Raw genomic sequence first — 21,929 nt, 5'->3', positions numbered from 1 at the left:
GCCTCCGCCCGGTCCGTCCCGGCTACACCTCCACCAGCACCGTGAACGGCCCGTCGTTCGTCAGCGACACCTTCATGTCCGCGCCGAAGCGGCCGGTCTCCACCTGGGCGCCCAGCGCCCGCAGCTGCGCGACGACCTCGTCGACCAGCGGCTCGGCGACCGGCCCCGGGGCCGCGGCGTTCCAGGTGGGGCGGCGACCCTTGCGGGCGTCACCGTAGAGAGTGAACTGGCTGATCACCAACAGCGGCGCCCCGGTGTCCGAGCAGGACTTCTCGCCCTGCAGAATCCGCACCGACCACAGCTTGCGGGCCAGCTGCGCCGCCTTCTCCGGGGTGTCCTCGTGCGTGACGCCCACCAGCACGCACAGCCCCGCACCGACGATCTCTCCGACCGTCTCGCCCGCCACCTCGACGCGTGCGCCGTCAACCCTCTGCACCACTGCTCGCATACCCGCCATCATGCCGGGCGGTCCCCCGCCTTCGGACAGCCGTGCCCCTACGGGGGCCGTTCGGGTGCCATGGCCCTGCAGAAGGACCGCCCAGAGTGGCACGATGCGTGCACGTGGTGCGTTTCATGGACAACATGCCCAAGAAGCGGCACCGGACGAGGGGACGGAACGACCCATGAGCACTCCCGGCGCCGGACAGACACCCGGTCCCGTACCAACCGCCCGTACGACACCGACCGGCCGGACGGCCTCCACCGCCCCCACGACAGACACCACCCGTCCGGCACCCGGCGCCCCACCGCCCCCCACCGCCCTGACGACCACCACCACGGCAACGGCTCGCGTCGAGCCCCCCGGCACCGAGGACGGCCCCATGCTCCAGGCAGGCCAGGCCCAGCATCCCCGCCCCCCGCAGCAGCGTGACCACTGCCGGCCGGCCACGACGCCCGAGCTGTCCGGTCTGGGACTTCCCGAGCTGCGGGTGGTACGGCGCGACTCACAGCAGGAAGAAGCCGATCTCAGCTATCTGCGGCGGCTGTTGCAGGGCCGGATCGACATCCTGCGGGCCGAGATCGCCCGCCGGACCGCGCAGCACTCCCCCTTGCTCGACCGGCTGCCGGAGATCCTGACCGACCTGCCGTCACGGCACCGCTCCTCGGCACGGCACGTCACGGTCGGCACGCCGCACAGCGAGGAGTACCGCAGGCTCGCCGAGGAAATGCTCGGCGAGGTGGAGCTGTCCGACCTCACCGCGCGTACGGACCAGGAGCTGCACGACGCCATGGGCCGGCTGATCCGCTACGAACAGCAGGTATCGCGTCGCCGCCAGTCCTTGCAGCGCACCACCGACGAGTGCAGTGCGGAAATCGCCCGCAGGTACCGTGAAGGCGAAGCACAAGTAGACGACCTGCTGTCCTGACCGGGCCACAAGCCTCCGGGGGGGCGCCAGGCCACTCCCCCGGAAGGCTGCCGATGACCTCGCCCACGCCGATATCCGAACCGACCCCGGAAGCCACCGCGTCCCCGGGTTCCGCGGTGGTTGCGCCTCCTTCGGTTCCCCCCGTCCTCGCCGAGGTCGTCCGTTCCGGCTTCGTCGAGGGCCGGCACCGCGGCTCGCTGGTGGTGCTCGCGGCCGACGGCAGCGTCGATTGGTCACTGGGCGATGCGGCCGCCCCGGTCTTCCCCCGCTCCACGAACAAGCCGATGCAGGCCGCGGCGGTACTGCGGGCGGGCCTGGACCTCTCCGGCGAGCGGCTGGCGCTGGCCGCCGCGAGCCACTCCGGCGAGCCCTTCCACCTCGCCCTCGTACGGACCATGCTGGCCGAGCACGGTCTGACCGCCGGCCATCTCCAGACGCCGCCGGACCTGCCGCTGGACCCCGAGGAGGCGGAGGCGTACCTCGCCTCGGGCCAGGTCCGCGACCGCCTCACGATGAACTGCTCCGGCAAGCACACGGCGATGCTGGCCGCCTCCGCGCTCAACGGCTGGCCGCTCGCGTCGTACCTCGACCAGGCGCACCCGCTGCAGCAGCTGGTGGCCGACGGCGTCCGCACCGCGAGCGGCGAGGACGTCGCGCACATCGGCACGGACGGCTGCGGCGCGCCCCTGCTCTCCCTCTCCCTGACGGGCCTGGCCCGCGCCTTCCGGTACTTCGTCGCGGCCGGTCCCGGCACCCCTGAACGACGGGTCGCGGACGCGATGCGCGCCCACCCGGAGTACGTCGCCGGCACCCGCCGCCCCGACACCTGGCTGATGCAGGCCCTCCCGGGCACCCTCGCCAAGATGGGCGCCGAGGCCGTCCAGGCCCTGGCCCTCCCCGACGGCCGCGCCCTCGCCTTCAAGATCGACGACGGCGCCACCCGCACCCTCGGCCCGGTCCTCGCCCGCACCCTGCGCCTCATGGACATCGACTCCCCCGTCCTGTCCCGCCTGGAGGACGCCCCGCTCTTCGGCGGCGGCGCACGGGTGGGAGAAATCCGGGCCACGTTCTGACGGCGGCGGGTGTGTGACGCGATGGGGCGGAGGGGACGCACCGGAACCCTCCGCCCCCACCCACAACGCATAAGCGCACCGCCCCCGGCCGCACCCCACACGCATCAGCCCCCACCGCGCGAAGCGACAACGCACCACCTCCAGCCCCAACCGGCGCCCGCCGCACGCGAATTCACAGCCGAGGTGCCGCCGCCCCCACCAGCCGGACGCCGCACACAAGGCGCACGGCCGACACACCGGCGACCAGTCCGGCCCAGCTCAGCTCACCTCAGTTCAGCTTGTTCTTTATCTACCAAGATCTTCCAGGCTTGCCGATGGCCTTGAGTGTCTCGGGGCGGTTCGTCCACCTGGTACAAGAAGACTGGCGGCTCCGGTATCACGGCTCGCGTCGGTTTCAACCGGGCGGGATCGACCTCCTGGAGCGGCTGGTTCAGTCAGTCCAGCGGGACGACCAAGACAGGTAGCTGGAACAACGTTTCCTACTGCTCGAGCACCGTGGGCCTTCTCCAGGTGCAAGGCCAGCAGACGTTCCAGACACCCCTGGCCGACTGCAGCTGACCGTCCGTCCGTGCCCGCCCGCCGCGGGGCAAGCGGGCACGGACCACCTTCTGCCAGCTCTCCAGGATTAGGACACTGCGTTCGTGTTCTCCGCGATATTCAAAAACCAGACCGGCTTCATCGTCACAGCGGCGTTAGCTGTCCTTCTTGTCGCCGCCCTGTGCTTCTGGCTCGCGCACCGGGCCGGCAGACGCCCGTGGTCCCACGCCGCGCTCGGCGCGGCCGTCACGGCGGAAGTCGCTCTCACCCTGTTCCTGCCAAGCGGGGCAGCAGTCACCGAAGCCAGCCGAGTCTGCGTGATCAACCGCAACTACGCTGAGCCGTTCGCCACCCAGCAAGGACTGCTCAACCTCTTGCTCTTCGCGCCCATCGGCTTCTTCGGGCTGATGGCCCTGCGCACGCTCTGGCCGGTCGTCGCGGGCAGCATTCTGCTCTCCCTTTGCACCGAGCTCCTGCAAACCCTGGTCCCCGGCGTCAACCGGGGGTGCGACAGCAGCGACGTGCAGATGAACGCCCTGGGTGCTCTCGCCGGCACGGCAATCGCCTGGGGTGCCCTGCGGCTGGCCAAACGACCCGCCATCCCGCCCCGCCGCCACGCCCGGGTCACCGCCATCACCTCCGCAACCATCCTCGCCGCAGCAGGCATTGCCGCAGCCACCTGGATCACCCCCATCGCAGTCGATGCCACCAGCCTCCAATTCACCGGAGACAAGGAAAAGGCAGCAGCTCACCGAGCCATCCGCCAAGCCTTCGGCGAGCGCTACAAGATCAGCAACGTACAGCTGCAAGCAGGCGTCGACGACAGCCCCGACACCCTGCTCATCGCCCTCAACGACGGTTTCGCCGAGCTCACCTGGCCAGATGCCTCACAACTCAACGTCAGCCTCGAAAGGTCCAGCAAGACCACCTCGTCCAGCTACCCCGTCCCAGGCGTCACCCGAAAGCCCGGCAGCGAGAAGGACGCACTCCCCATCGCACGCCGCTACGCCCAAGAGCACTACCCACGCGAGCTGCGCGGCTCCGAGCCGCAGGTATACCCCGTAGGGGACCGGGCCGAGCTCGGGTGGATCGTCAGCTGGCGGCGGCGCAACAGTGACGGCGTCTTGATGCCCATGCGTCTGGATGTTCAGGTCAACACCGCCGGCCGAGTCTCCCAGCTCCTGGTACGCACCGAGCAAGACCCGCATGACCTGCCGGCGCTGACCGTCGACAAGAAGACGGCCCAGCGCACGGCTCTCAAGGCCCTGCAACAGCCCAAGGGGCACAAAGTGCGCACCACCGACAGTGAACTGCTGGCCGTCCAGCGCGCGGGAAGGTGGCGGGCTCAATGGCTGACCGGCTTTGAGACCGACGACAAGAGCATGGTGCTCGATCCCGTCTACGTCGATGCGAACACCGGGAAGGTCGACCCCCGCGCGAGCAGGAACGAAAAGATCGAAAACCCGGAAGAAGACGGCGGCGGCCAAGTGGACACGACGCAGAACTGAAGTACTGCCGCCGCCGAACCGGCCGCACACCCTTCTCCATCGCACGTGGAACATCCATCCATCCAGCGTTCCCTCAGGGCACATGCCACCACCGTCGGGAGAATCACCATGCGCAAGTGTGATCGCTGGGGAGACCTGTGCCTGCCTCGTCTGCTGGGGATCAGCCGATGACGTTGAGGCCGAGGGCGGTGCAGATCTGGGCGGCTTGGCTGGGGGAGATGACGGCGCCGCGGAAGTGTGCGGCGGCGGTGAGGGTGAGTTCGCCGAGGTCGGCGCCGCGTAGGTCGGCGCCGGTGAAGTCGGTGGCTCGTAGGTTGGCGTCGGCGAGTCGGCAGTCTTCGAGGGTGGTGTCGCGGAAGTCGACGCCGCCGAGGTCGGCTTCGGTGAAGCGGATGCCGACGAGGTGGGTGCCGCGCAGGCTCAGGCCGTTGAGGTCGGCGACAGCGAGGTTGCAGCGGGTGAGGTTCAGGCCCAGTCCGCGGTGGCCGGTGAGGCGGGCGCCGATCATGCGGCAGCCGGTGAAGGTGGCGTCGGTGAGCAGGGCGCCGCCCCATTTGGTGTTGGCCAGGTCGGCGCCGTCGCAGGTGAGGTCGCCGCAGTCGGTGTCGGTGAAGTTGGCTTTAGAGGCGCTGCCGCCCTGCCAGCGGGCCTGGTCGAGCAGGGCGCCGGTGAAGTCGGCTGCTGTGGCGGTGCAGTCGGTGAAGACGGTCTCGGCGAGGTGGGCACCGCGCAGGTTGGCTTCGGTGAAGGTGCAGCGGGTGAATGTCCGGGGACGTTGATGGAGCCTCAGGGCCGGGCGCAGGTCCAGGCCGGTGAAGTCGAGACCGGTGAGTTCCGTTTCGGTGGCGAGCAGTGTCAGCGGGTCAGCAGTGGGGCGGGCCGGGTCGGTGTCGTGGCTGTTGAAGGGCGGTGGTGCGTCGGTCACGGGTTCAGCCTCGTTCAGGGTGTTGGGGCGTGCGCCGGGGTGCGGTCAGCGGGTGGCGGTGAGCTCTGTGGTCTGGCGGGGCAGGGCGGGTGTGTTGTCGTTGCGGTGGGTGGTGTGGCGGGCCTTGATGGCGTCGTAGGCGAGGGTCAGGGCGAGGCCGGTGATGGTCCACAGAGCGAGGGCGAGCCAGTAGCGGCCGATGCCGTCGCCGGCGAAGTACATGATCTGGCGCAGGCTGCCGGCGGTTGAGGTCATCGGCAGCAGGTCGTGCAGGGCGCGGATGGGCGCGGGCATGCTCGCGATGGGCAGGGCCGCTCCGGAGGCGGGCATGCCCAGGAACATGAAGATCCCAACGGCGGGCAGCGCCGTCATGCGCCCGCAGAAGCGGGACAGGAACAGGGTGGCCATGGCGACGGCCAGCACGGTGAGCCAGCCGGTGAGGAGGATGGCAACGGCTGAGCCGTGCACGGCTCCCAGGATCGGTCCGGTGATGAGCCAGACGGCGGTGGCGGCGACGGCACCGAAGGCGGCGAGCGCGGCCACCGTGTGCCTGCGGGTGAGGACGGTGCCGAAGACGGTCGAGAGCATGACCGCCGACAGGTAGCCGGCGAGGGTCAGGCCGATCGCGGCGTACATGGTGCTGGTGTCGCTGGTGTCGTGGGCGCTGAGCGGGACCAGGTCACGGACCTGCAGGAACTGGTGCTGCTGGACTGCGGCGTTCTCGAACGGCAGGGCGGCCAGGCTGACCTGGGCGGCACCGGCGGCTGACGCGATGTAGAGCACGGGGCCGTCCGGCTGCGGCGGTTGGGCGAAGGCCGTGCCAGCCGTACCGGCGCTGCGGTCCTGGGGCGTCGGTGTGGGGACGTAGGCGGCGGCCACGGCCCGGTGCGCTACCAGCTGCCGGGCCTGTTCGGTGGTGGTGACGGTGCGCACGTCGTAGGCGTCGCCCAGACTCTGGCGCAGGGTGGCGGTGAGCGGATCGGTCCGGGCGGGTGGTCCGGCGACCGCGATCTTCAGGTGGTGCGGGGTTGGTGCGTGCATGGCGGCGGTGTAGATGCCGACCAGCAGTGCGGCCATGGCGAGCGGGAACAGCAGTACGCGGGCTATGGGCCGGGCCATGTCTTCTCCTCGGGATGTCTCGGCGGGTGGCAGGGGTGCGCCTCCGGAATACGTCTCTCAAGATACGTCACTTGTGACGCATCAGAAAAGATGTATTATTGGAGACGTTCCGGAGGAGGACGCACATGGCATCGCCGACCAGTTCCCTGAATCTCGCCGAGCTGCACCATCTCGGCAGGCGGCTCACCGCTGCCGCGACCTCGGCGATGAAGGACGGCTCCGACCTGGGGTCGACCGAGCTGCTGGTGCTGGAGTGCCTGTACACCACCGGCCCGCAGCCGGTGGGGTCCATCGCCGAGCGCACGGGCTTCGCCCCGAGCCGGGCGTCCACAGTGGTGGCGGCGCTGCATAAGCGGGGCCTGGTCGAGCTGGGAGTCGACCCGGCCGACCGGCGCCGGACCATCGCCAAGATCGCCGACCATGCCCGCAGCCAGGCCCGGGAAGCCAGAAGCCGGGACGCCGAACCGACGCTGCGGCAGCTGCTCCCCGAGCTGTCCGACGCGCAGGCCGAGGCGGTGATCGCCGCACTGGGAGCGTTCAACGACGCCCTGGCGGAGGCGTCGCCAGGTGCCTCCGGTGGTACCGACTCCCAGTCGAACGGTCGGCCTGGGTAGGGGTGCGGGTAGGGCACGTGCTCATGGGTGACGGCTCGGCCGTTCGTCCCAGCGGCGGGTCGTCCATGCCCTCCGGATCAGGCTACGCACGATGATGATGGAGTCGGCGAGGTCGAAGAAGGCGTTGATGACGGTGGCCCGGCGCTCGTAGCACCGGGCGAGGCGGTGGAAGGCGTTCTGCCAGGCGTGGGTCCGTTCGACGTGCCACCTCTGACTTGCCTGGATAGGTGCCTCCTCGCCCTTGTGCGCGATGCGGCCAACCCGGCAGCCACAACAACCCCACTCCTCACTCCCCACACCCCCGCCGCCCACACCCGCACTCGCGCCCGCTGCCACCACGGCGTCGGCCTGCATAAGGTGGCGATGACAGTGCACGCACGCACCACCCACCACAGCAGGAGGCCGGCGACCATGAGCGACGCGAATTCCGAGCCGCAGGGGCCCGAGGCGATCGAGCACGCGCACGACCCCGAGGTGCTGCAGCTCGCGGCGAAGGTGTTCGACCTGGCACGGAATGGCGACACGGACACCGTCGCCGCATACGTGGACGCGGGCGTCCCCGCCAACCTGACGAACGACAAGGGCGACTCGCTCGTGATGCTGGCGGCGTACCACGGCCACCCCGCCACCGTGGAGGCCCTGTTGCAGCGCGGCGCCGACGCCGACCGTGCCAACGACCGCGGCCAGACCCCGCTCGCCGGCGCCGTCTTCAAGGCCGAGGACGAGGTCGTCAAGGTCCTGGTCGCACACGGCGCGGACCCGTCGGCGGGCACCCCCTCGGCGGTCGAGACGGCCCGGATGTTCGAGAAGACGGAGCTGCTGAAGCTGTTCGGGGCGGAGTGACCCGGCAGGGGACCCGGAAGGGGACCCGGCGGGCAGTCCGGCAGGCGCCCTGACCGACGCCCCGGCCGACGCCCCGGCAGATGCCGCGGGCCGCGGCCCGGCCCGCGGCCCGATAGCGAAGACCCCGACCGGCGGCCCGGTGGAGCGAGTGCCCCACCGGGCCGCCGGTCTGCAAGCCGGGCAAGACCCAGGCAGGACACCCCCACGCTTGACCTCAAGTTCGCTTGAGGTCCTAGCGTCGAGCCCGACGGCGCCCCCGCCGCTCACCGACTCACGTGTCACGCCACGAAGGGCCCCGCATGTCCGAGCACCCCTACCGCCTCGCAGTGATCATCGGCAGCACCCGGGAGGGCCGGTTCGCACCCGTCATCGCGAACTGGTTCACCCGGCACGCCGAAACCCACCCGCACATCGCCCTGGACATCATCGACCTCGACACCGTCCGCCCGTACGAACTCCGTTACGGCAGCGAGGAGTACGAGTCCTTCGCCAAGCGCGCCGCCGAGGCGGACGCCTTCGTCGTGATCACCCCGGAGTACAACCACTCGTTCCCGGCCCCGCTCAAGCACGCCATCGACCTGCTGCACCGCCAGTGGCAGGCCAAGCCGGTCGGCTTCATCTCGTACGGCGGGATCTCCGGTGGCCTGCGCGCCGTCGAACAACTGCGGCTGGTCTTCGCCGAGTTGCATGCCACCACGGTGCGCGAAACGGTGAGCTTCGCGCTCGCCGGCAACCTCTTCGACGACGCGGGCCACCTGCACGACCCGGTCCCCGCCACCCAGGCCGCCGACACCCTGCTCCACCAGCTGACCTGGTGGGCGGTGGCCCTGCGCGAGGCCCGCGCCACCCGCCCGTACGGCGGCTGAGCCCCGCACCCCACAGGCCGTTACCCCTCACCCGCCATCACCGAGCCCCTACGGGATGAGCCGTGGGGGGCAACCGCCGCCCACCCCCGGAACTCCCCGCCTTGCTTCCGGCGCCATCCCCTCAGGGTTCCTGCCGCACCACCGTCGCGACATGAACATTCATCGCACACGGAATGCGGCCGTCCGGCAGCGCCACCGCTGCCGACTCCTCCTCAAAACGGGCCCGTAGGTCCGCGGTGACCGCGGCATCGAGCGGCCCCAGGTCATAGAAGGAACCGACGGTCCGCCAGATCTGTTCGGGCGGGCCGGACAGGTCGATCCGTACGGTCTGCCACTCCACGGGGCCGAATCCGGCCGCACGGAACACCGCATCGAAGCCCTCGCACCTGCGCAGCCGCGGATCCCCGAGCGGCGGCGTCCGCTGCTCCGGCGGCGCCGCCTTGAACAGCGGCTTCGCCAGCCGCAGAAACCCTTCGTAGGCCTCGCCGCCGGCCGGCCCGCCACCCACGGCGACGGCCAGCGTCCCGCCGGGCTCCAGCACCCGCGCCAGCTCCGCCGCCACTTCTTCCGCATCATCCATCAGCATCAATGCCATGTGCGATACGCAGCCGTCGAACTGGCCTTTCTGGAAAGGCAGTTGCTGCGCACGCCCCAACCGGAGGTCCGCCCGACCGACACCCGTACGCCGGCGCGCACGCGCCAACTCCTCCGCGGACAGGTCGAGCCCGGCCAGCGCACGCCGGGCACCCGCCTCACCCGCGGCGAGGAGTTCCAGCAACAGCCCGTCGCCACAGCCGAGATCCAGCACCCGGCCGCACGCCGCCACCCGGTCCCGGAGGATCTCGTAACTGGAGCGGCCGTCCTCGGCCCGGCCATGAGCCATCGCCCGCACGGTCACCGCGGGGCGCCTGGCGTGAAAGGTCCGCAGAAAGTCTTCCTGGATCGTCGCCATCCACCGATCCTAGGAGCCCGCAGCCGCGCATCCGTCAGCTTTGCCGCGCACCCCTCGGCTTTGCCGCGCATCCCTCAATTCTGCCGCGCATCCGTCAGCTCTGCCGCACATCCCTCAACTCACCGGGGTCACTCAACTCACCGGGGGTCGCTCAACTCACCGGGGGTCGCTCCTGCAACGCCCAGCCGTTGCCGTCCGGGTCGCTGAAGTAGACGAACGAGTTCCACGCCCCACCGGGACCGTCGGCCATTGCCCCGTTCTCGACATGCTGTACGGGGCCGGCGGGCACGCCTCGTTCGACCAGTTGCGCGCGGGCCGCGGCGATATCGGAGACCACCAGCTGGAGTCCCTGCACCGAACCGGGCCGTATGTCCGTCACACCGCCGCCCGCGCCGATGACGATCGAACAGCCCGAGCCCGGCGGCGTCAGCTGCACAATGCGCGCCTCGTCGCCGACGCACATGTCGTGATCCACGGCAAAGCCCAGCTGCTCGCTGTAGAAGCGCTTCGCCCGTTCCACGTCGGCAACCGGAATCGGCACCAGTTCGAGCTTCCAGTCCATGGCGCGCCGCCCTTCCGTAGGGGAGACGGCCCCGAACAGCGGCCGTCGGCACCGGCCTTGTCGCGCTGCAAGAAGTCTAAGGAGCGGGGAGCGGATGCGCGCATCCATTGACGGAGTGAGTACTCACTCCGTAGCGTGGGGCCATGACATCACCTTCCCGTCGACGGGCCCCCGGCATGAGCGTCGAGCAACGCCGGGCCATGATCGTGGCCGCCGCACTGCCGCTCGTGGCGGAGTACGGCGCGGCCGTCACCACCAGCCGGATCGCCCGCGCCGCCGGCATCGGCGAGGCCACGATCTTCCGGGCCTTCAAGGACAAGGACGAGATGCTGGACGCCTGTGTCGCCGAGGCGGTCGGCACGGATCACGTCCTGCGCGAGCTCGCCTCGATCTCGCTGGACGAGCCGCTCGCCGTACGGCTGACCGAAGCCGCCGAGGCGCTGCGCGCCCACATGGAACGCCTGGGCACCGTCCTCGGAGCCCTCCACGCCTCCGGACACCGCCGCGGCCGCGAGCCCGGAGCCGGGGCCCGGGACGGCGACGGTCCGCCGCGGGACAGCCGGGCGGAATCCGCCACCGCGCTGCGCAATGCCGTCGTCGAGCTGATCGAACCCGACCGGTCCGCGTTCCGTCTGTGCCCCGAGAAGGTCGCGTCCGCGTTTCTGGGCCTGCTGTTCACCCGGCTGCAGACTCCGGTGTCGGAGGCCGATGCCCCGCTCACGCCCGACGAACTCATCGACGTACTGCTGCACGGCACCCTCCACCCCGGGAGCGCCGGATGAGCGTGACCCTCAACCACACCATCGTCCCGGCCGCCGACCACCGCGCGGCCGCCCACTTCTTCGCCTCGGTCATGGGCTTGCCGGAACTCCCGCCGGCCGGCCGTTCGGGGCACTTCGCCCCGGTCCGGGTGAACGAGACGCCCACCCTCGACTTCATGACCGTGCCGAACGCCGAAGGCCATCACCTCGCCTTCGACGTCGACCCCGAGACCTTCGACGGAATCCTCACGCGCCTCCGGGCCGCCGGCATCCCCTACGGCAATGACCCCGCCGAGCCCGACAACGGCCGCACCGACCATCCGCTGTGCGCCCGCGGCCTGTACTTCCGCGACGATTCCCACCACCTCTACGAGGTCATGTCGGGCGACGAGGCCGGGGCGCGCGAGAAGGCCAGGTCGGGCAATGACGTCGGGGCGGGCGACGAGGCGCCGCCGCCGTCACCGCCACCGCCACCGGTTGGCGTCACCTGTTGACGAAGGTCATGCTGGCGTCGTCGTACCGCGTGCCGGCGATCCGGCCGGCCGGTGCCACGGCGTCGATCGCGGCGAGTTCTTCGGCGGTCAGCTCGATGGCGAGCGCCCCGAGGTTCTCCTCCAGGTACTTCTCCCGGCGGGTACCGGGTATCGGTACGACGTCGTCCCCGCGGTGCTGCACCCAGGCCAGCGCGAGCTGTCCGGCGCTGACGCCCTTCTCCGCGGCGAGTTCGTCGAGCTGCTCCACGATGGCCAGGTTCTGTTCCAGGTTGCCGTCGGCGAAGCGCGGCTGGCTGCGGCGCAGATCGGACTGCGGCAGCCCGTCGACCGAGGTGTAGCGCCCGGTCAGGAAGCCGCGTCCGAGCGGAGAGAACGGCACCAGGCCGATGCCGAGTTCCCGGCAGACCGGCGCGATCTCCTGCTCCAGATCGCGGGTCCACAGCGACCACTCGCTCTGCAGCGCGGCGATGGGGTGCACCGCATGCGCCCGCCGCAGGGTGGCGGCGCTCGCCTCGGACAGGCCGAGGTGCCTCACTTTGCCCGCCGCGACGAGTTCGGCCATCGCGCCGACGGTCTCCTCGATCGGTACGTCGGGGTCGACCCGGTGCTGGTAGTAGAGATCGATGTGGTCGACGCCGAGCCGGCGCAGCGACGCGTCGCAGGCCTCCCGCACGTAGGCGGCGTCACCCCGGATCGCGGTCGGCTCGCCGAGCCGGTTGGCGAACCCGAACTTCGTCGCCAGCACCACCTCGTCCCGCCGGCCGGCGATGGCCCGGCCGATCAGCTCCTCGTTGTGCCCCGCCCCGTAGAAATCGGAGGTGTCCAGCAGGCTGACACCGAGGTCGAGCGCCCTGTTGACGGTCGCGATCGACTGCGCGTCGTCCGACTCCCCGTAGCCGTGGCTCATCCCCATGCAGCCGAGCCCCTGCGCGGAAACCACCAGCTCGCCGAGGTGACGCGTCGGGATGTTCGTCGTGGTCATGCTGCTGCTACCTCCTGGACGTACGGCGGACGGCTCCGGAGCCGGAGCCGGAGCCGGAGCCAAACGGAACCCGCCCCTCCGGATCCGGACGGAACCCGCCCCCTCCTGATACCTGGCTCTCCGGCGCCCTCTTGGCAGACCTGCTCCGGAATCCCGTTTCGGACGGTAGGGGTTGAAGCGCGCTCGAAGTCAACCAGTCTTTTCGGAGGGTGCGTTGAGGACGGGCGCGCCGTCGCCTTTCCCTCAGCCGACGTCGCCCGCTATCGCCCGCAGGGCCTGGCAGTGCGCGGCGAAGGCGGCGCGGCCGACGGACGTCAGGGCGAGCCAGGAGAGGGCCGGAGGGATGGAGCGAGGAGGGGCAGGAGGTGCCACCCGGCCGCAGCGAACCATCTGTGCACCTCGGACCGGTCCGGTAGTGTTGCGCCCCCAGTAGGGACCGACCGAGGAGGTGAGACCGATTCCCCGCCAGATCAGGCAGGCGCTCCCGGCTCACGCCCGTACGGTCCACCCGACGCAGGTGACCGCCCGACACCAGTGACCCGGGAAGCGCCCTCGGCGCCCCGAAAGGCTCACATGCCGTCGTCTCCGATGTCGTCCCAGCCGTCACCCTTTTCCTCCCCTCACCCTCACCCTCACCCTCCCCCTCTCCCTCTCCCTCTCCCTCCCCCTTCACCTCTCGCCTCGCCCCAGCCGTCACCTCTCTCCTCATCCCTCACCCCACCCCTCCCGGCACCCGTTTCCCCGCCACTGTCCCGCTCGGCCGTCGTCACCACGCTGCGCGCCGCCGGCTGCGTCTTCGCCGAGGACGAGGCGGAGCTGCTCTTCTCCACCGCGCGTACGGCGGACGAACTCGCCGCCATGGTGAGGCGTCGCGCCCTCGGCCTTCCCCTGGAACACGTCGTCGGCTGGGCGGAGTTCCACGGGCGGCGGATCACCGTCGATCCCGGGGTCTTCGTGCCGCGCCGCCGCACCGAGTTCCTCGTGAGCCAGGCCGTCGGGCTCGGTCCGCGGACCGTCGAGGGCACCGGGCGGCCCACGGTCGTCGTCGACCTGTGCTGCGGCTCCGGCGCGGTGGGTGCCGTACTGGCCGCCGTCCTGGACCGGGTCGAGCTGTACGCCGCCGACATCGAGCCCGCCGCGGTGCGCTGCGCCCGCCGCAATCTGGCCGCCGCCGGGGGCGAGGTGTACGAGGGCGATCTCTTCGAGGCGCTGCCCGCCCGCCTCCGGGGCCGTATCGACATCCTGGTGGCCAACGTGCCCTACGTACCGACCGAAGAGGTCGGGCTGCTGCCGCCCGAGGCCCGCGACCACGAGCCGCGGGTGGCGCTCGACGGCGGCGCGGACGGGCTCGACATCCTGCGGCGGGTGACCGCGGCCGCACCGCAGTGGCTGGCGCCCGGCGGGCATCTGCTGGTCGAGACAAGTGAACGGCAGGCACCGCGGGCCGTCGAGGCCTTCACCCGCAACGGGCTGCTCCCCCGGGTGGCCGGCTGCGAAGAGCTCTACGCCACGGTCGTCATCGGGACCCGTGGGCCTGCCGAGAGGAGCGAACGCCCTTGCTGCCCGTGCTGACAAGTTCCTCGCCCGTTCCGGGTTCAACAGGCATCACGTCCGTCTGCTCGCGAACACGCCGCAGTTGTCCGAGCGCATGCGCAGCAGGGCGTAGGCGTGGACCCAATTGGTGACCAGGGTGACTACACGGCCTTGGCCTTTGGGCGAGTGGCTCCGTGGCATCCGGCCACGGAGCCTCCGCAAAAACCCGTTGGCGGACCACGGCGACCACTGCTACTTTTCCGGAGACCGTGCGAGAGAACGAGGAGGTGGTACCCGTGAACGTATCGACGTGGGTGCTCTCCTCCGGGGTCACGGTCGGGCGATAGGTCGTCCGGGAGCGCCGTTCAAGCGCACTCCCGAAAGGCACGACCATGGCCCTTCACTTCACTTCCGAACAGCGTCTCGACGACGGCGTCCTCGAACGCGAATTCACCCTCGGCGAGATCCCCGGCATCCTGTGGACGCCGGCATCCGCATCCGCACCGGTGCCGCTGATCCTGCTCGGCCACCCCCCGCTCGGACTGCACAAGATGTACCCCCGACTGGTGGCGCGGGCCCGGCGCGCCGCGGCGGATGGCTTCGCCGCGGCCACCATCGAGCTTCCCGGGAGCGGTGACCGGCCCCGTTGGGCCGCCGCCGAGCAGGCCCGCGCCGACCTGCGCCGGGCTGTGGAAGCCGGCGATCCGGTCAGCGACGAGATCATCGCCGCCCTCATCCTCCCGCTCGTCGAAAAGGCGGTCCCGGAATGGCAGGCCGCCCTTGACGCCCTCCTGCCGCTGCCCGAGATCGGCGGCCCGGTCGGGTACTCGGGGGGAGTGATCTCCATCGGCGTTCGCCTTGCGGTGGTCGAGCCGCGCATCGTGGCCGCCGGTTTCTTCGCCGGGAGTTTTGTGCCTCGCGCCATGTTCGAGGAGGCCCGCCAGGTCACCATTCCGCTGCATGTCCTGCTGCAGTGGGACGACGAAGGGAACGACCGGCAGGCGGCCCTGGACCTGTTCGACGCCTTCGGCTCCCGGGAGAAGTCCCTGCACGCCAATATGGGCGGGCACACCGGCGTCCCGCAGTTCGCGGGGGACGCCGCGGCCCAGTTCTTCACCCGGCACCTGAAGTGAGGCCGGGCCGCCAGGCCATCAGCAGACGGTAAGCCATGTTGGCCAGGATGCTGCTCGTCGAGGGCAGGTCCCGGCATTCCTCTGCTGCTTGTGCCGCGGGCCCCTGCCAACTCGGCAGGGGCCCGCGCTGCCCGAAGCCATGGACGGTCTCGTGTCCAGGTGCTGTCGGCTCTCGCGGACAAAGCCACCAAGTGAAGCGCGTAAGTCGCGGCAGTGACAACAAGCGCTGAAATGTGACGACTAACCCTGGAAGTCACCATTCCACACCCACCCGACCGGACCACTCCTGCTAGCACCTTGCTTGCAATAGTTAGCACTTCCGGGCACCATCGGGATATGGCATCACTCAACGTCGGCAATCTCGGCGAGTTCCTGCGGGAGCAGCGGCGCACCGCGCAGCTGAGCCTGCGACAGCTCGCGGATGCCGCCGGGGTGTCCAACCCGTACCTCAGCCAGATCGAGCGCGGCTTGCGCAAGCCGAGCGCGGAGATCCTGCAGCAGCTCGCCAAGGCGCTGCGGATATCCGCCGAGACGCTGTACGTCCAGGCCGGGATTCTGGACGAACGGCACGGTCTGGACGGGGTCGAGGTGCAGACCGCGATACTCACCGACCCGGCGCTGAACGAGAGACAGAAGCAGGTCCTGCTGCAGATCTACGAGTCCTTCCGCAAGGAGAACGGGCTCGGGAGCAACGGCAAGGACGCCGCTACGAGCAGACCTGAGGACGGGCGCGGCACGGACTCCCTTGAGACAGAGGCCGACGGCGGCCCGCACGCCACCTGAGCAACCGACTTCGTTTCCAGGAGGAATAACGTCATGGCCATCAAAACCGATGACCTCCGCAAGGCTCTGACCGACGCGACCCCGCTGTACGCCCTGGCCGGCACCGTCGACCTGGCTGCCGAGAAGCTCGGCGAGGTGCCGCAGTTCGTCGAGCGGATCCGGGTCGAGGCGCCCAAGCGCTTCGACTCCGTCCGCAGCACCGACCCCAAGGACGTCCAGGCACTGGTCACCAAGCAGGCCAAGGACGCCAAGGAGAAGCTGACCGAGCTGCTGGGCTCGCTGGACGGCGACATCAAGAAGGTCCGGGACCAGGCGCAGGAGCTGGCGCTGCAGGGCGTGGGCCGCGCGGCCGAGGCCGTCGTCCGGACCCGTGAGGGCTACGAGGAGCTGGCCGTGCGCGGTCGCGGCGCGGTGGCGACCTGGCGCGGCGAGGCCGCCGACCAGGTCGAGGACCTCGCGGTGGCGATCGAGCCGGAGCCGGCACAGAAGCAGGCACACAAGCCGGCGCAGAAGCCGGCGGGCAAGACTGGTACGAAGCCCCAGGCGGCGAACGGCGCCAAGGCCGAGGCCAAGGCCACCCCCTCGACGCAGCCCAAGCCGGCCACGGCGAAGAAGCCCGTCGCGCAGCGCAAGCCGGCGCCCGCACCGGCGAAGAAGAGCACCCCGCCGTCCTCCAAGTAAGGGCGCGGGGCACACGGGGCGAGGACGTGAGCTCGCTCACCTTTCGCCGAAGGACCCGTTTCACCGGCCGGGCCGGGCACGCTTCGGGTGCCCGGCCCGTTGTCCGGGTACGGTGGGGCCGCACGGCGGCGGACACCGTCAGCAGACCGAGAACGACACGACTGGCGAACGGGCGGTGTAGGGCGTGCTGATTTACGGGTTCCAGAGCATTCTGAGCTGGGTGCAGCTCGCCCTGGGCGTCTATGCGGCCGTGATGCTGATCGATGCGGCCGTGCGCCGTGACGACGCCTATCGCGCCGCCAGCAAGCAGACCAAGGGCATGTGGCTGATCTTCCTCGCCCTGGCCACGGCGCTGCTGTTCATTCTCCCGATCATGTCGTTCCTGCCGGTCATCGGTGTGATCGCGGTGATCGTCTACACCGTCGACGTACGCCCGGCGCTCCGGGAGGTCTCCGGCGGTGGCCGCGGTCCGCGCCGCGGGGGCTCCAGCTCGGACGGGCCGTACGGGCCCTACAACGGCGGACGCTGAGCGGGACCGGGAGCACCGGGCCCCGCCGGTAGCGGACCCACAGCCCCACGGCCCGCGGACACCCGCGGACCGCGGCCACCCACGGACCCACGGCTCCGTCAGCGGCGGCCAGCAGCAGTCCAGCGGCAGCGCAGGAGCAGCCCGGCTCCGGTACAGCAGCGGTCCAACGCGCGTCAGCGGCAGTTCAGCGCCGGTCCAGCAGCAGTACGGCCACGTCGTCCGTCAGCTCGCCGCCGTTCAGGTCGCGTACTTCCCTGACCGAGGCGTCGAGCAGCTCCTCGCCCGTGAGGCCGGCGGCCATCTGCCGGCTCACCAGCTCGGTCATGCCCTCCTGGCCGAGGCGCTGGTTCCCCTTGCCGATCCGGCCCTCGATCAGGCCATCGGTGTACATCATCAGGCTCCAGGAGCCGCCCAGCTCCACCTGCCGGCGCGGCCAGCGGGCGTGCGGCAGCAGGCCGAGCGCCGGGCCGCCGAATTCGTACGGCAGCAGCTGCGGGCTCCCGCCGGCCTGGGCCAGCAGCGGTGCGGGGTGGCCGGCCAGGCACAGACCGGCGCGGCGGCCGTCCGCAGAGATGTCGACGGTGCACAGGGTCGCGAAGATCTCGTCGTCCGCGCGCTCGTGCTCCAGGACCTTCTGGAGCGTGGCGAGCAGTTCGTCCCCGGACAGGCCGGCGAAGGTCAGCGCGCGCCAGGCGATGCGCAGCTCGACGCCGAGGGCGGCCTCGTCGGGGCCGTGGCCGCAGACATCGCCGATCATCGCGTGGACGGTGCCGTCCGGGGTGCGGACGGTGTCGTAGAAGTCGCCGCCGAGCAGCGCCCGGCTGCGGCCGGGGCGGTAGCAGGCGGCGAACCGCAGATCGGAGCCGTCGAGCAGGGGCGTGGGCAGCAGGCCGCGCTCCAGCCGGGCGTTCTCCTGGGCGAGCATCCGCGACTCGGTGAGCTGGCGCTGCGCGAGGTCGGCGCGTTTGCGCTCGACGGCGTAGCGGACCGCGCGGGTGAGCACCGCGCCGTCCAGTTCGTCGCGGAAGAGGTAGTCCTGGGCGCCGACCCGTACGGCATCGGCGGCGCGCTCGGCGTCCGTCTCGTAGGTGAGGACGAGGACGGCGTGCGAGGTGGCCATCCGCAGGACGTCGCGCAGCATGCCCAGCTCGTCGTCGGGGGCGGCGTCGCGGTCCGGGTCGCGGTCCGTGCGGTCGCTGTGCTCCCTCGGGGGCAGGTCCAGCAGGATGCAGTGCACATCGTCGGTGAGCAGCCGCCCGGCCTCGGTGAGGTTGCGGGCGGTCCGCAGGCGCACCTTGCGGCCCGCCCAGTCCCACATGTCGGGGACGTGACTATTGGGGTCCTCGCCGATGAGGAGCAGGGTCAGGCCCTGGTGGACCGGTCCCTGGTCGGCTGAAAGTCGCTGCTCGGACGGCTGCGGCTGCGCGGACGCCGGGAAGCTCTGCGAGGCCAGGTGGGCCATCGGCCGGACGGCGGCGGTCTCCGGGACGCGCATGCCCCGGTCCGTCGTGTCCCCCGCGCCCGGCGCGCCGGCGACCCGCGCGGTATCCGCGCAGGCGTCGTCCACCGGTCCTGCCTGGTGCGGCAGCACGACCGTCCGCTGGTGCGGTACGGGTACGGGCATTGGTCTGCTTCCTTCCCTCCCCCCGAGGGGTGCGGCGGGACGCCGACGGCGCACCACCGTGCCCGGCTCCCCGCCGCTCGTCGGTCAATGGAGCGGGGGCGCACACCGGGCACTGCCAGGCGACCATAGCGCCAGTACGGAGGGGGATGGAATGCCCGACGGCAATCGGCCATCGTCATATGCCGCACCCGATAGGCCATTTGACCTGGGGAGGGTGGAATACGGAATGACGAACATCACCCCGCTCGAGTGCATTCAGCTACGCGCCGGCGACCCTCAGACAACAAACAATCCGGTCATTTATCGAGTGTGTGAGGTGCGCCATCGTGTCAGCTCTCACCGTCGGGGCGGACGACTCCGAGGATCGGCATCGTGCCGGCGCCGGTGACCGTCACCTGCCGGCCGGGCCGTGGCGCGTGCACAATCGCGCCCTGACCGAGATACATCCCGACATGGCTGGCATCGGAGAAATAAATGATCAGATCGCCCGGCCGCATGTCCTTGAGAGCGACCCGGGGCAGCAGTCGCCACTGCTCCTGCGACGTCCGCGGAATGGTCCGGCCGCCGGCCTGCCACGCCCGCAGGGTCAGCCCGGAGCAGTCGAAGGTGTCCGGCCCTTCCGCACCCCACACGTAATCCTTGCCGATCTGCGCGGTGGCGTACGCAATCGCCTTCTTGCCGAGGGCCGACGCTTTGTTGCTGATGTCTTTCAGGACGCCCGAGTCCAGCCACTTCTGCTGCTGTTTGAAGGCCAGCTCGTCCTCCAGCTTCTTCAGCCGGTCCTTTTCCTTGGCGGCCAGCCGGGATTCCAGCTCCTTTGCCGCGTCGATCTTTTTCTTGATGTCCCGCTGGGCGCTTTCCTTCTTCTTGCGGTTCGCCTCCAGCTTCTCCCAGCGGTCCGTGGCGGAGTCCGCATAGGTCACCAAGTCGCCCTTGAGGCGCGAAAGTTGGCTGATCACCCGCTTGGCGGCCAGCTGCCCCTTGCGCGCCAGGGTGGCGTTGTCGAGGAAGCCCTCCGGGTCGACGCTGAGCACCAGCTTCGCCTCGGCGGGCAGCCCGCCGCCGCGATACTGGGCGCTGGCCAGCGCGCCCGCCTGCCGTTTGAGGGCGGCCAGCCGGTGCTGAGTGGTGTCGATGCTGCGCGCCAGCTTGACGATCTCCTTCTGCTGGAGATCCACCTGTTCCTTGGCGGCGTTGTAGGCATCGGTGGCCTGCTCGGCCTGGCGGTACAGGGCATCGATCTTCTTGCGTACGTCGTCCAGGCGCCGGGCGTCGGCGTCCGGGGCCGCTCCCGCGCCACCGGCCCGCCCCGGGTCCGCGGACGGGTTCTTGGGGTCATCGGCGTAGGCGGCAGTCGCCGTACCGCCGAGCAGTCCCGTCACGCACAGGACGACGGCGGTGCACGCCACCAGCCGACCACCCCGTAAACCCCATGCTCCCCGCCCGCCCCGTACGCCCCGTACGCCCCGTACGCCCCGTACACCCTGAACGCCCTGCTGTGCCCCCTGGCTCCCCACCAGTCACCTCCGGTCGTTCCGCACCGATTTCGCGTGTTCCATAGGCGCGGATGCTGCCATACCGGCTGGTAATTCAACAGGGCGACGGACCGTTTCGCACAAGCCGGCGAGCACTTCTCCCGCCGCACCCAGCCGATGGCCGAGGTTCACCGTGCGTTCACTCTCCTCCATCGGCCGCTTCACCTGATCTGCCTAATTTCAGCCGTACCGAGTGCGCGTCATGCCCGAAACGCAAGCGCGACACGGCTAGCCGGCCTCGCAGACCGCGGTGGCCAGCGCCCCCTCATCACCTCGCACGCCGACGAAGCGGCGCGCCCCAGGAAGGAACTTTCGACAGTGAAGCTTCAGCGCAAGAACCGGGTTCGCGCCCTCGCCGTTGGCGCTCTCGCCGTCTCGGGTGCCCTGGCCCTGACGGCGTGCGGCTCGGATAACACCTCCGGCGCCGGCGGCGGTGCCGCCGCCAAGCCGTCGAACATCAAGTGCGAGGGCAAGGGCAAGCTGCTCGCGTCCGGCTCGTCCGCGCAGAAGAACGCCATGGACGTCTGGGTGCAGAACTACGCCGGCGCCTGCAAGGGCACCGAGATCAACTACCAGCCGACCGGCTCCGGCGCCGGCGTCACCACCTTCCTGCAGGGCCAGACCGCCTTCGCGGGCTCCGACTCCCCCCTCAAGCCCGACGAGGTCACGAAGTCGAAGCAGGTCTGCAAGGGCGGCCAGGCCATCGACCTGCCGATGGTCGGCGGCCCGATCGCGGTCGGCTACAACGTCCCCGGCGTGGACAACCTCGTGCTGGACGCCCCGACCCTGGCGAAGATCTTCGACTCGAAGATCGCCAAGTGGAACGACCCCGCGATCAAGAAGCTGAACCCGGGCGCGAAGCTCCCGGACCTCAAGATCCAGGCGTTCCACCGCTCCGACGACTCGGGCACCACCGACAACTTCACCAAGTACCTCAAGGGCGCGGCCCCCGGTGACTGGAAGCACGAGCCGGCGAAGAAGTGGGAGGGCACCGGCGGCCAGGCGGCCTCGGGCTCGGCCGGCGTCTCCTCGCAGGTCAAGCAGACCAGCGGCGCGATCTCCTACTTCGAGCTGTCGTACGCGACGGCGAGCAAGATCCCGACGGTCAAGCTGAACACCGGCGCCAAGGCCCCGGTCGACGCCACGGTCGACAACGCCTCCTCGGCGATCGCCGAGGCCAAGCAGGTCGGCAAGGGCAACGACCTGGCCCTGAAGCTCAACTACACCACCAAGGCCGAAGGCGCCTACCCGATCACCCTGGTGACCAACGAGATCGCCTGCGACAAGGGCAACAAGGCCGAGACCCTGGCCGCCACCAAGTCCTTCCTGACCTACATCGCCAGCAAGGACGGCCAGAGCGCGCTGAAGCAGCTCGGCTACGCCCCGCTGCCCGCCGAGATCGCCGACAAGGTCCGCAAGACCGTCACGACGCTCTCCTGACCCACCGGGCGGCGGCCCGCAAGACCGCCGTTGTACGGCCGAAGGGGCCCCTCACAAGGGCCCCTTTC

Annotated in this window: 23 protein-coding genes and 1 pseudogene; 14 read left to right on the top strand and 10 right to left on the bottom strand. The window is 70.4% G+C overall.

From position 1 onward, the window contains the following. Window positions 1–22: 22 nt before the first annotated feature. Window positions 23–448 (bottom strand): D-aminoacyl-tRNA deacylase, encoded by a 426-nt coding sequence (dtd, locus tag ACWGJY_RS29230; RefSeq protein WP_453263863.1) that lies wholly within the window; start codon window positions 446–448, stop codon window positions 23–25. A gap of 175 nt (window positions 449–623) precedes the next feature. Between dtd and ACWGJY_RS29225 the strand changes: the two genes are divergently transcribed. From ACWGJY_RS29225 to ACWGJY_RS29215, 3 genes are all read left to right on the top strand, one after another. Next, window positions 624–1,367 (top strand): RsiG family protein, encoded by a 744-nt coding sequence (locus tag ACWGJY_RS29225; RefSeq protein WP_453263862.1) that lies wholly within the window; start codon window positions 624–626, stop codon window positions 1,365–1,367. A 53-nt stretch (window positions 1,368–1,420) separates the two neighbouring features. Continuing rightward, a complete protein-coding gene (locus tag ACWGJY_RS29220) occupies window positions 1,421–2,440 on the top strand; it encodes an asparaginase (protein ID WP_453263861.1) in 1,020 nt (339 codons plus the stop codon). Window positions 2,441–3,081: 641 nt separating this feature from the next. Further along, complete coding sequence (locus tag ACWGJY_RS29215; protein ID WP_453263860.1) at window positions 3,082–4,485, top strand: VanZ family protein; 1,404 nt, start codon at window positions 3,082–3,084, stop codon at window positions 4,483–4,485. Between the two features lie 160 nt (window positions 4,486–4,645). Here ACWGJY_RS29215 and ACWGJY_RS29210 read toward each other — a convergent pair whose 3' ends face one another. Further along, complete coding sequence (locus tag ACWGJY_RS29210) at window positions 4,646–5,410, bottom strand: pentapeptide repeat-containing protein (RefSeq protein WP_453263859.1); 765 nt, start codon at window positions 5,408–5,410, stop codon at window positions 4,646–4,648. Between the two features lie 45 nt (window positions 5,411–5,455). Beyond that, complete coding sequence (locus ACWGJY_RS29205; RefSeq protein WP_453263858.1) at window positions 5,456–6,529, bottom strand: ABC transporter permease; 1,074 nt, start codon at window positions 6,527–6,529, stop codon at window positions 5,456–5,458. A 125-nt stretch (window positions 6,530–6,654) separates the two neighbouring features. Here ACWGJY_RS29205 and ACWGJY_RS29200 point away from each other — a divergent pair, with 125 nt between their 5' ends. Continuing rightward, complete coding sequence (locus ACWGJY_RS29200; protein ID WP_453263857.1) at window positions 6,655–7,143, top strand: MarR family winged helix-turn-helix transcriptional regulator; 489 nt, start codon at window positions 6,655–6,657, stop codon at window positions 7,141–7,143. 21 nt (window positions 7,144–7,164) lie between these two features. Here the strand turns inward: ACWGJY_RS29200 and ACWGJY_RS29195 are convergent. Beyond that, window positions 7,165–7,401, bottom strand: a pseudogene (locus tag ACWGJY_RS29195) (IS5/IS1182 family transposase); the annotation flags it as partial. A 153-nt stretch (window positions 7,402–7,554) separates the two neighbouring features. Between ACWGJY_RS29195 and ACWGJY_RS29190 the strand changes: the two are divergent. Next, on the top strand, window positions 7,555–7,986 hold the full coding sequence (locus tag ACWGJY_RS29190) for an ankyrin repeat domain-containing protein (RefSeq protein WP_453263856.1): 432 nt from the start codon (window positions 7,555–7,557) through the stop codon (window positions 7,984–7,986). Between the two features lie 299 nt (window positions 7,987–8,285). Further along, a complete protein-coding gene (locus tag ACWGJY_RS29185) occupies window positions 8,286–8,852 on the top strand; it encodes an NADPH-dependent FMN reductase (RefSeq protein ID WP_453263855.1) in 567 nt (188 codons plus the stop codon). A 121-nt stretch (window positions 8,853–8,973) separates the two neighbouring features. Here ACWGJY_RS29185 and ACWGJY_RS29180 read toward each other — a convergent pair whose 3' ends face one another. Then, window positions 8,974–9,804 carry a class I SAM-dependent methyltransferase gene (locus ACWGJY_RS29180; RefSeq protein ID WP_453263854.1) on the bottom strand — a complete coding sequence of 277 codons (831 nt, stop codon included), beginning with the start codon at window positions 9,802–9,804 and terminating at the stop codon, window positions 8,974–8,976. A 151-nt stretch (window positions 9,805–9,955) separates the two neighbouring features. Continuing rightward, window positions 9,956–10,366 carry a VOC family protein gene (locus ACWGJY_RS29175; RefSeq protein WP_453263853.1) on the bottom strand — a complete coding sequence of 137 codons (411 nt, stop codon included), beginning with the start codon at window positions 10,364–10,366 and terminating at the stop codon, window positions 9,956–9,958. A 200-nt stretch (window positions 10,367–10,566) separates the two neighbouring features. Between ACWGJY_RS29175 and ACWGJY_RS29170 the strand changes: the two genes are divergently transcribed. Together ACWGJY_RS29170 and ACWGJY_RS29165 are read left to right on the top strand one after the other, a co-directional pair. Continuing rightward, a complete protein-coding gene (locus ACWGJY_RS29170; protein WP_453263872.1) occupies window positions 10,567–11,148 on the top strand; it encodes a TetR/AcrR family transcriptional regulator in 582 nt (193 codons plus the stop codon). Continuing rightward, on the top strand, window positions 11,145–11,621 hold the full coding sequence (locus tag ACWGJY_RS29165; RefSeq protein ID WP_453263852.1) for a VOC family protein: 477 nt from the start codon (window positions 11,145–11,147) through the stop codon (window positions 11,619–11,621). Before ACWGJY_RS29170 ends, ACWGJY_RS29165 begins: the two co-directional genes overlap by 4 nt. On the opposite strand, the gene ACWGJY_RS29160 is transcribed toward ACWGJY_RS29165, so the two are convergent. After that, on the bottom strand, window positions 11,611–12,603 hold the full coding sequence (locus ACWGJY_RS29160; RefSeq protein WP_453263851.1) for an aldo/keto reductase: 993 nt from the start codon (window positions 12,601–12,603) through the stop codon (window positions 11,611–11,613). The two genes, ACWGJY_RS29165 and ACWGJY_RS29160, sit on opposite strands and share 11 nt — an antisense overlap. 243 nt (window positions 12,604–12,846) lie before the next feature. Beyond that, complete coding sequence (locus tag ACWGJY_RS29155; RefSeq protein ID WP_453263850.1) at window positions 12,847–12,993, bottom strand: hypothetical protein; 147 nt, start codon at window positions 12,991–12,993, stop codon at window positions 12,847–12,849. Between the two features lie 198 nt (window positions 12,994–13,191). Here ACWGJY_RS29155 and ACWGJY_RS29150 point away from each other — a divergent pair, with 198 nt between their 5' ends. From ACWGJY_RS29150 to ACWGJY_RS29130, 5 genes are all read left to right on the top strand, one after another. Further along, complete coding sequence (locus ACWGJY_RS29150; protein WP_453263849.1) at window positions 13,192–14,175, top strand: putative protein N(5)-glutamine methyltransferase; 984 nt, start codon at window positions 13,192–13,194, stop codon at window positions 14,173–14,175. 353 nt (window positions 14,176–14,528) lie between these two features. Then, window positions 14,529–15,269, top strand: a complete 741-nt coding sequence (locus tag ACWGJY_RS29145; RefSeq protein ID WP_453263848.1) for an alpha/beta hydrolase — start codon at window positions 14,529–14,531, stop codon at window positions 15,267–15,269. 336 nt (window positions 15,270–15,605) lie between these two features. Beyond that, the gene (locus ACWGJY_RS29140) at window positions 15,606–16,052 is read left to right on the top strand and encodes a helix-turn-helix domain-containing protein (protein ID WP_453263847.1); all 447 of its coding nucleotides are present in this window, start codon (window positions 15,606–15,608) and stop codon (window positions 16,050–16,052) included. A gap of 33 nt (window positions 16,053–16,085) precedes the next feature. Continuing rightward, a complete protein-coding gene (locus ACWGJY_RS29135; RefSeq protein WP_453263846.1) occupies window positions 16,086–16,733 on the top strand; it encodes a hypothetical protein in 648 nt (215 codons plus the stop codon). Window positions 16,734–16,917: 184 nt separating this feature from the next. Then, window positions 16,918–17,262, top strand: a complete 345-nt coding sequence (locus tag ACWGJY_RS29130) for a DUF2516 family protein (RefSeq protein ID WP_392377193.1) — start codon at window positions 16,918–16,920, stop codon at window positions 17,260–17,262. Between the two features lie 184 nt (window positions 17,263–17,446). Here ACWGJY_RS29130 and ACWGJY_RS29125 read toward each other — a convergent pair whose 3' ends face one another. Next, window positions 17,447–18,886 carry a PP2C family protein-serine/threonine phosphatase gene (locus ACWGJY_RS29125; protein ID WP_453263845.1) on the bottom strand — a complete coding sequence of 480 codons (1,440 nt, stop codon included), beginning with the start codon at window positions 18,884–18,886 and terminating at the stop codon, window positions 17,447–17,449. Between the two features lie 329 nt (window positions 18,887–19,215). Further along, window positions 19,216–20,295, bottom strand: a complete 1,080-nt coding sequence (locus ACWGJY_RS29120; RefSeq protein WP_453263844.1) for an NlpC/P60 family protein — start codon at window positions 20,293–20,295, stop codon at window positions 19,216–19,218. 444 nt (window positions 20,296–20,739) lie between these two features. On the opposite strand from ACWGJY_RS29120, the gene pstS reads away from it, so the two are divergent. After that, the gene (pstS, locus tag ACWGJY_RS29115) at window positions 20,740–21,861 is read left to right on the top strand and encodes a phosphate ABC transporter substrate-binding protein PstS (protein WP_453263843.1); all 1,122 of its coding nucleotides are present in this window, start codon (window positions 20,740–20,742) and stop codon (window positions 21,859–21,861) included. The last annotated feature ends 68 nt before the right edge of the window (window positions 21,862–21,929 follow it).

It is taken from the genome of Streptomyces sp. NPDC054765, assembly GCF_053612065.1.
The sequence above is the reverse complement of the archived record's forward strand: the minus strand, read 5'-3'. Positions and strand labels throughout refer to the sequence as shown.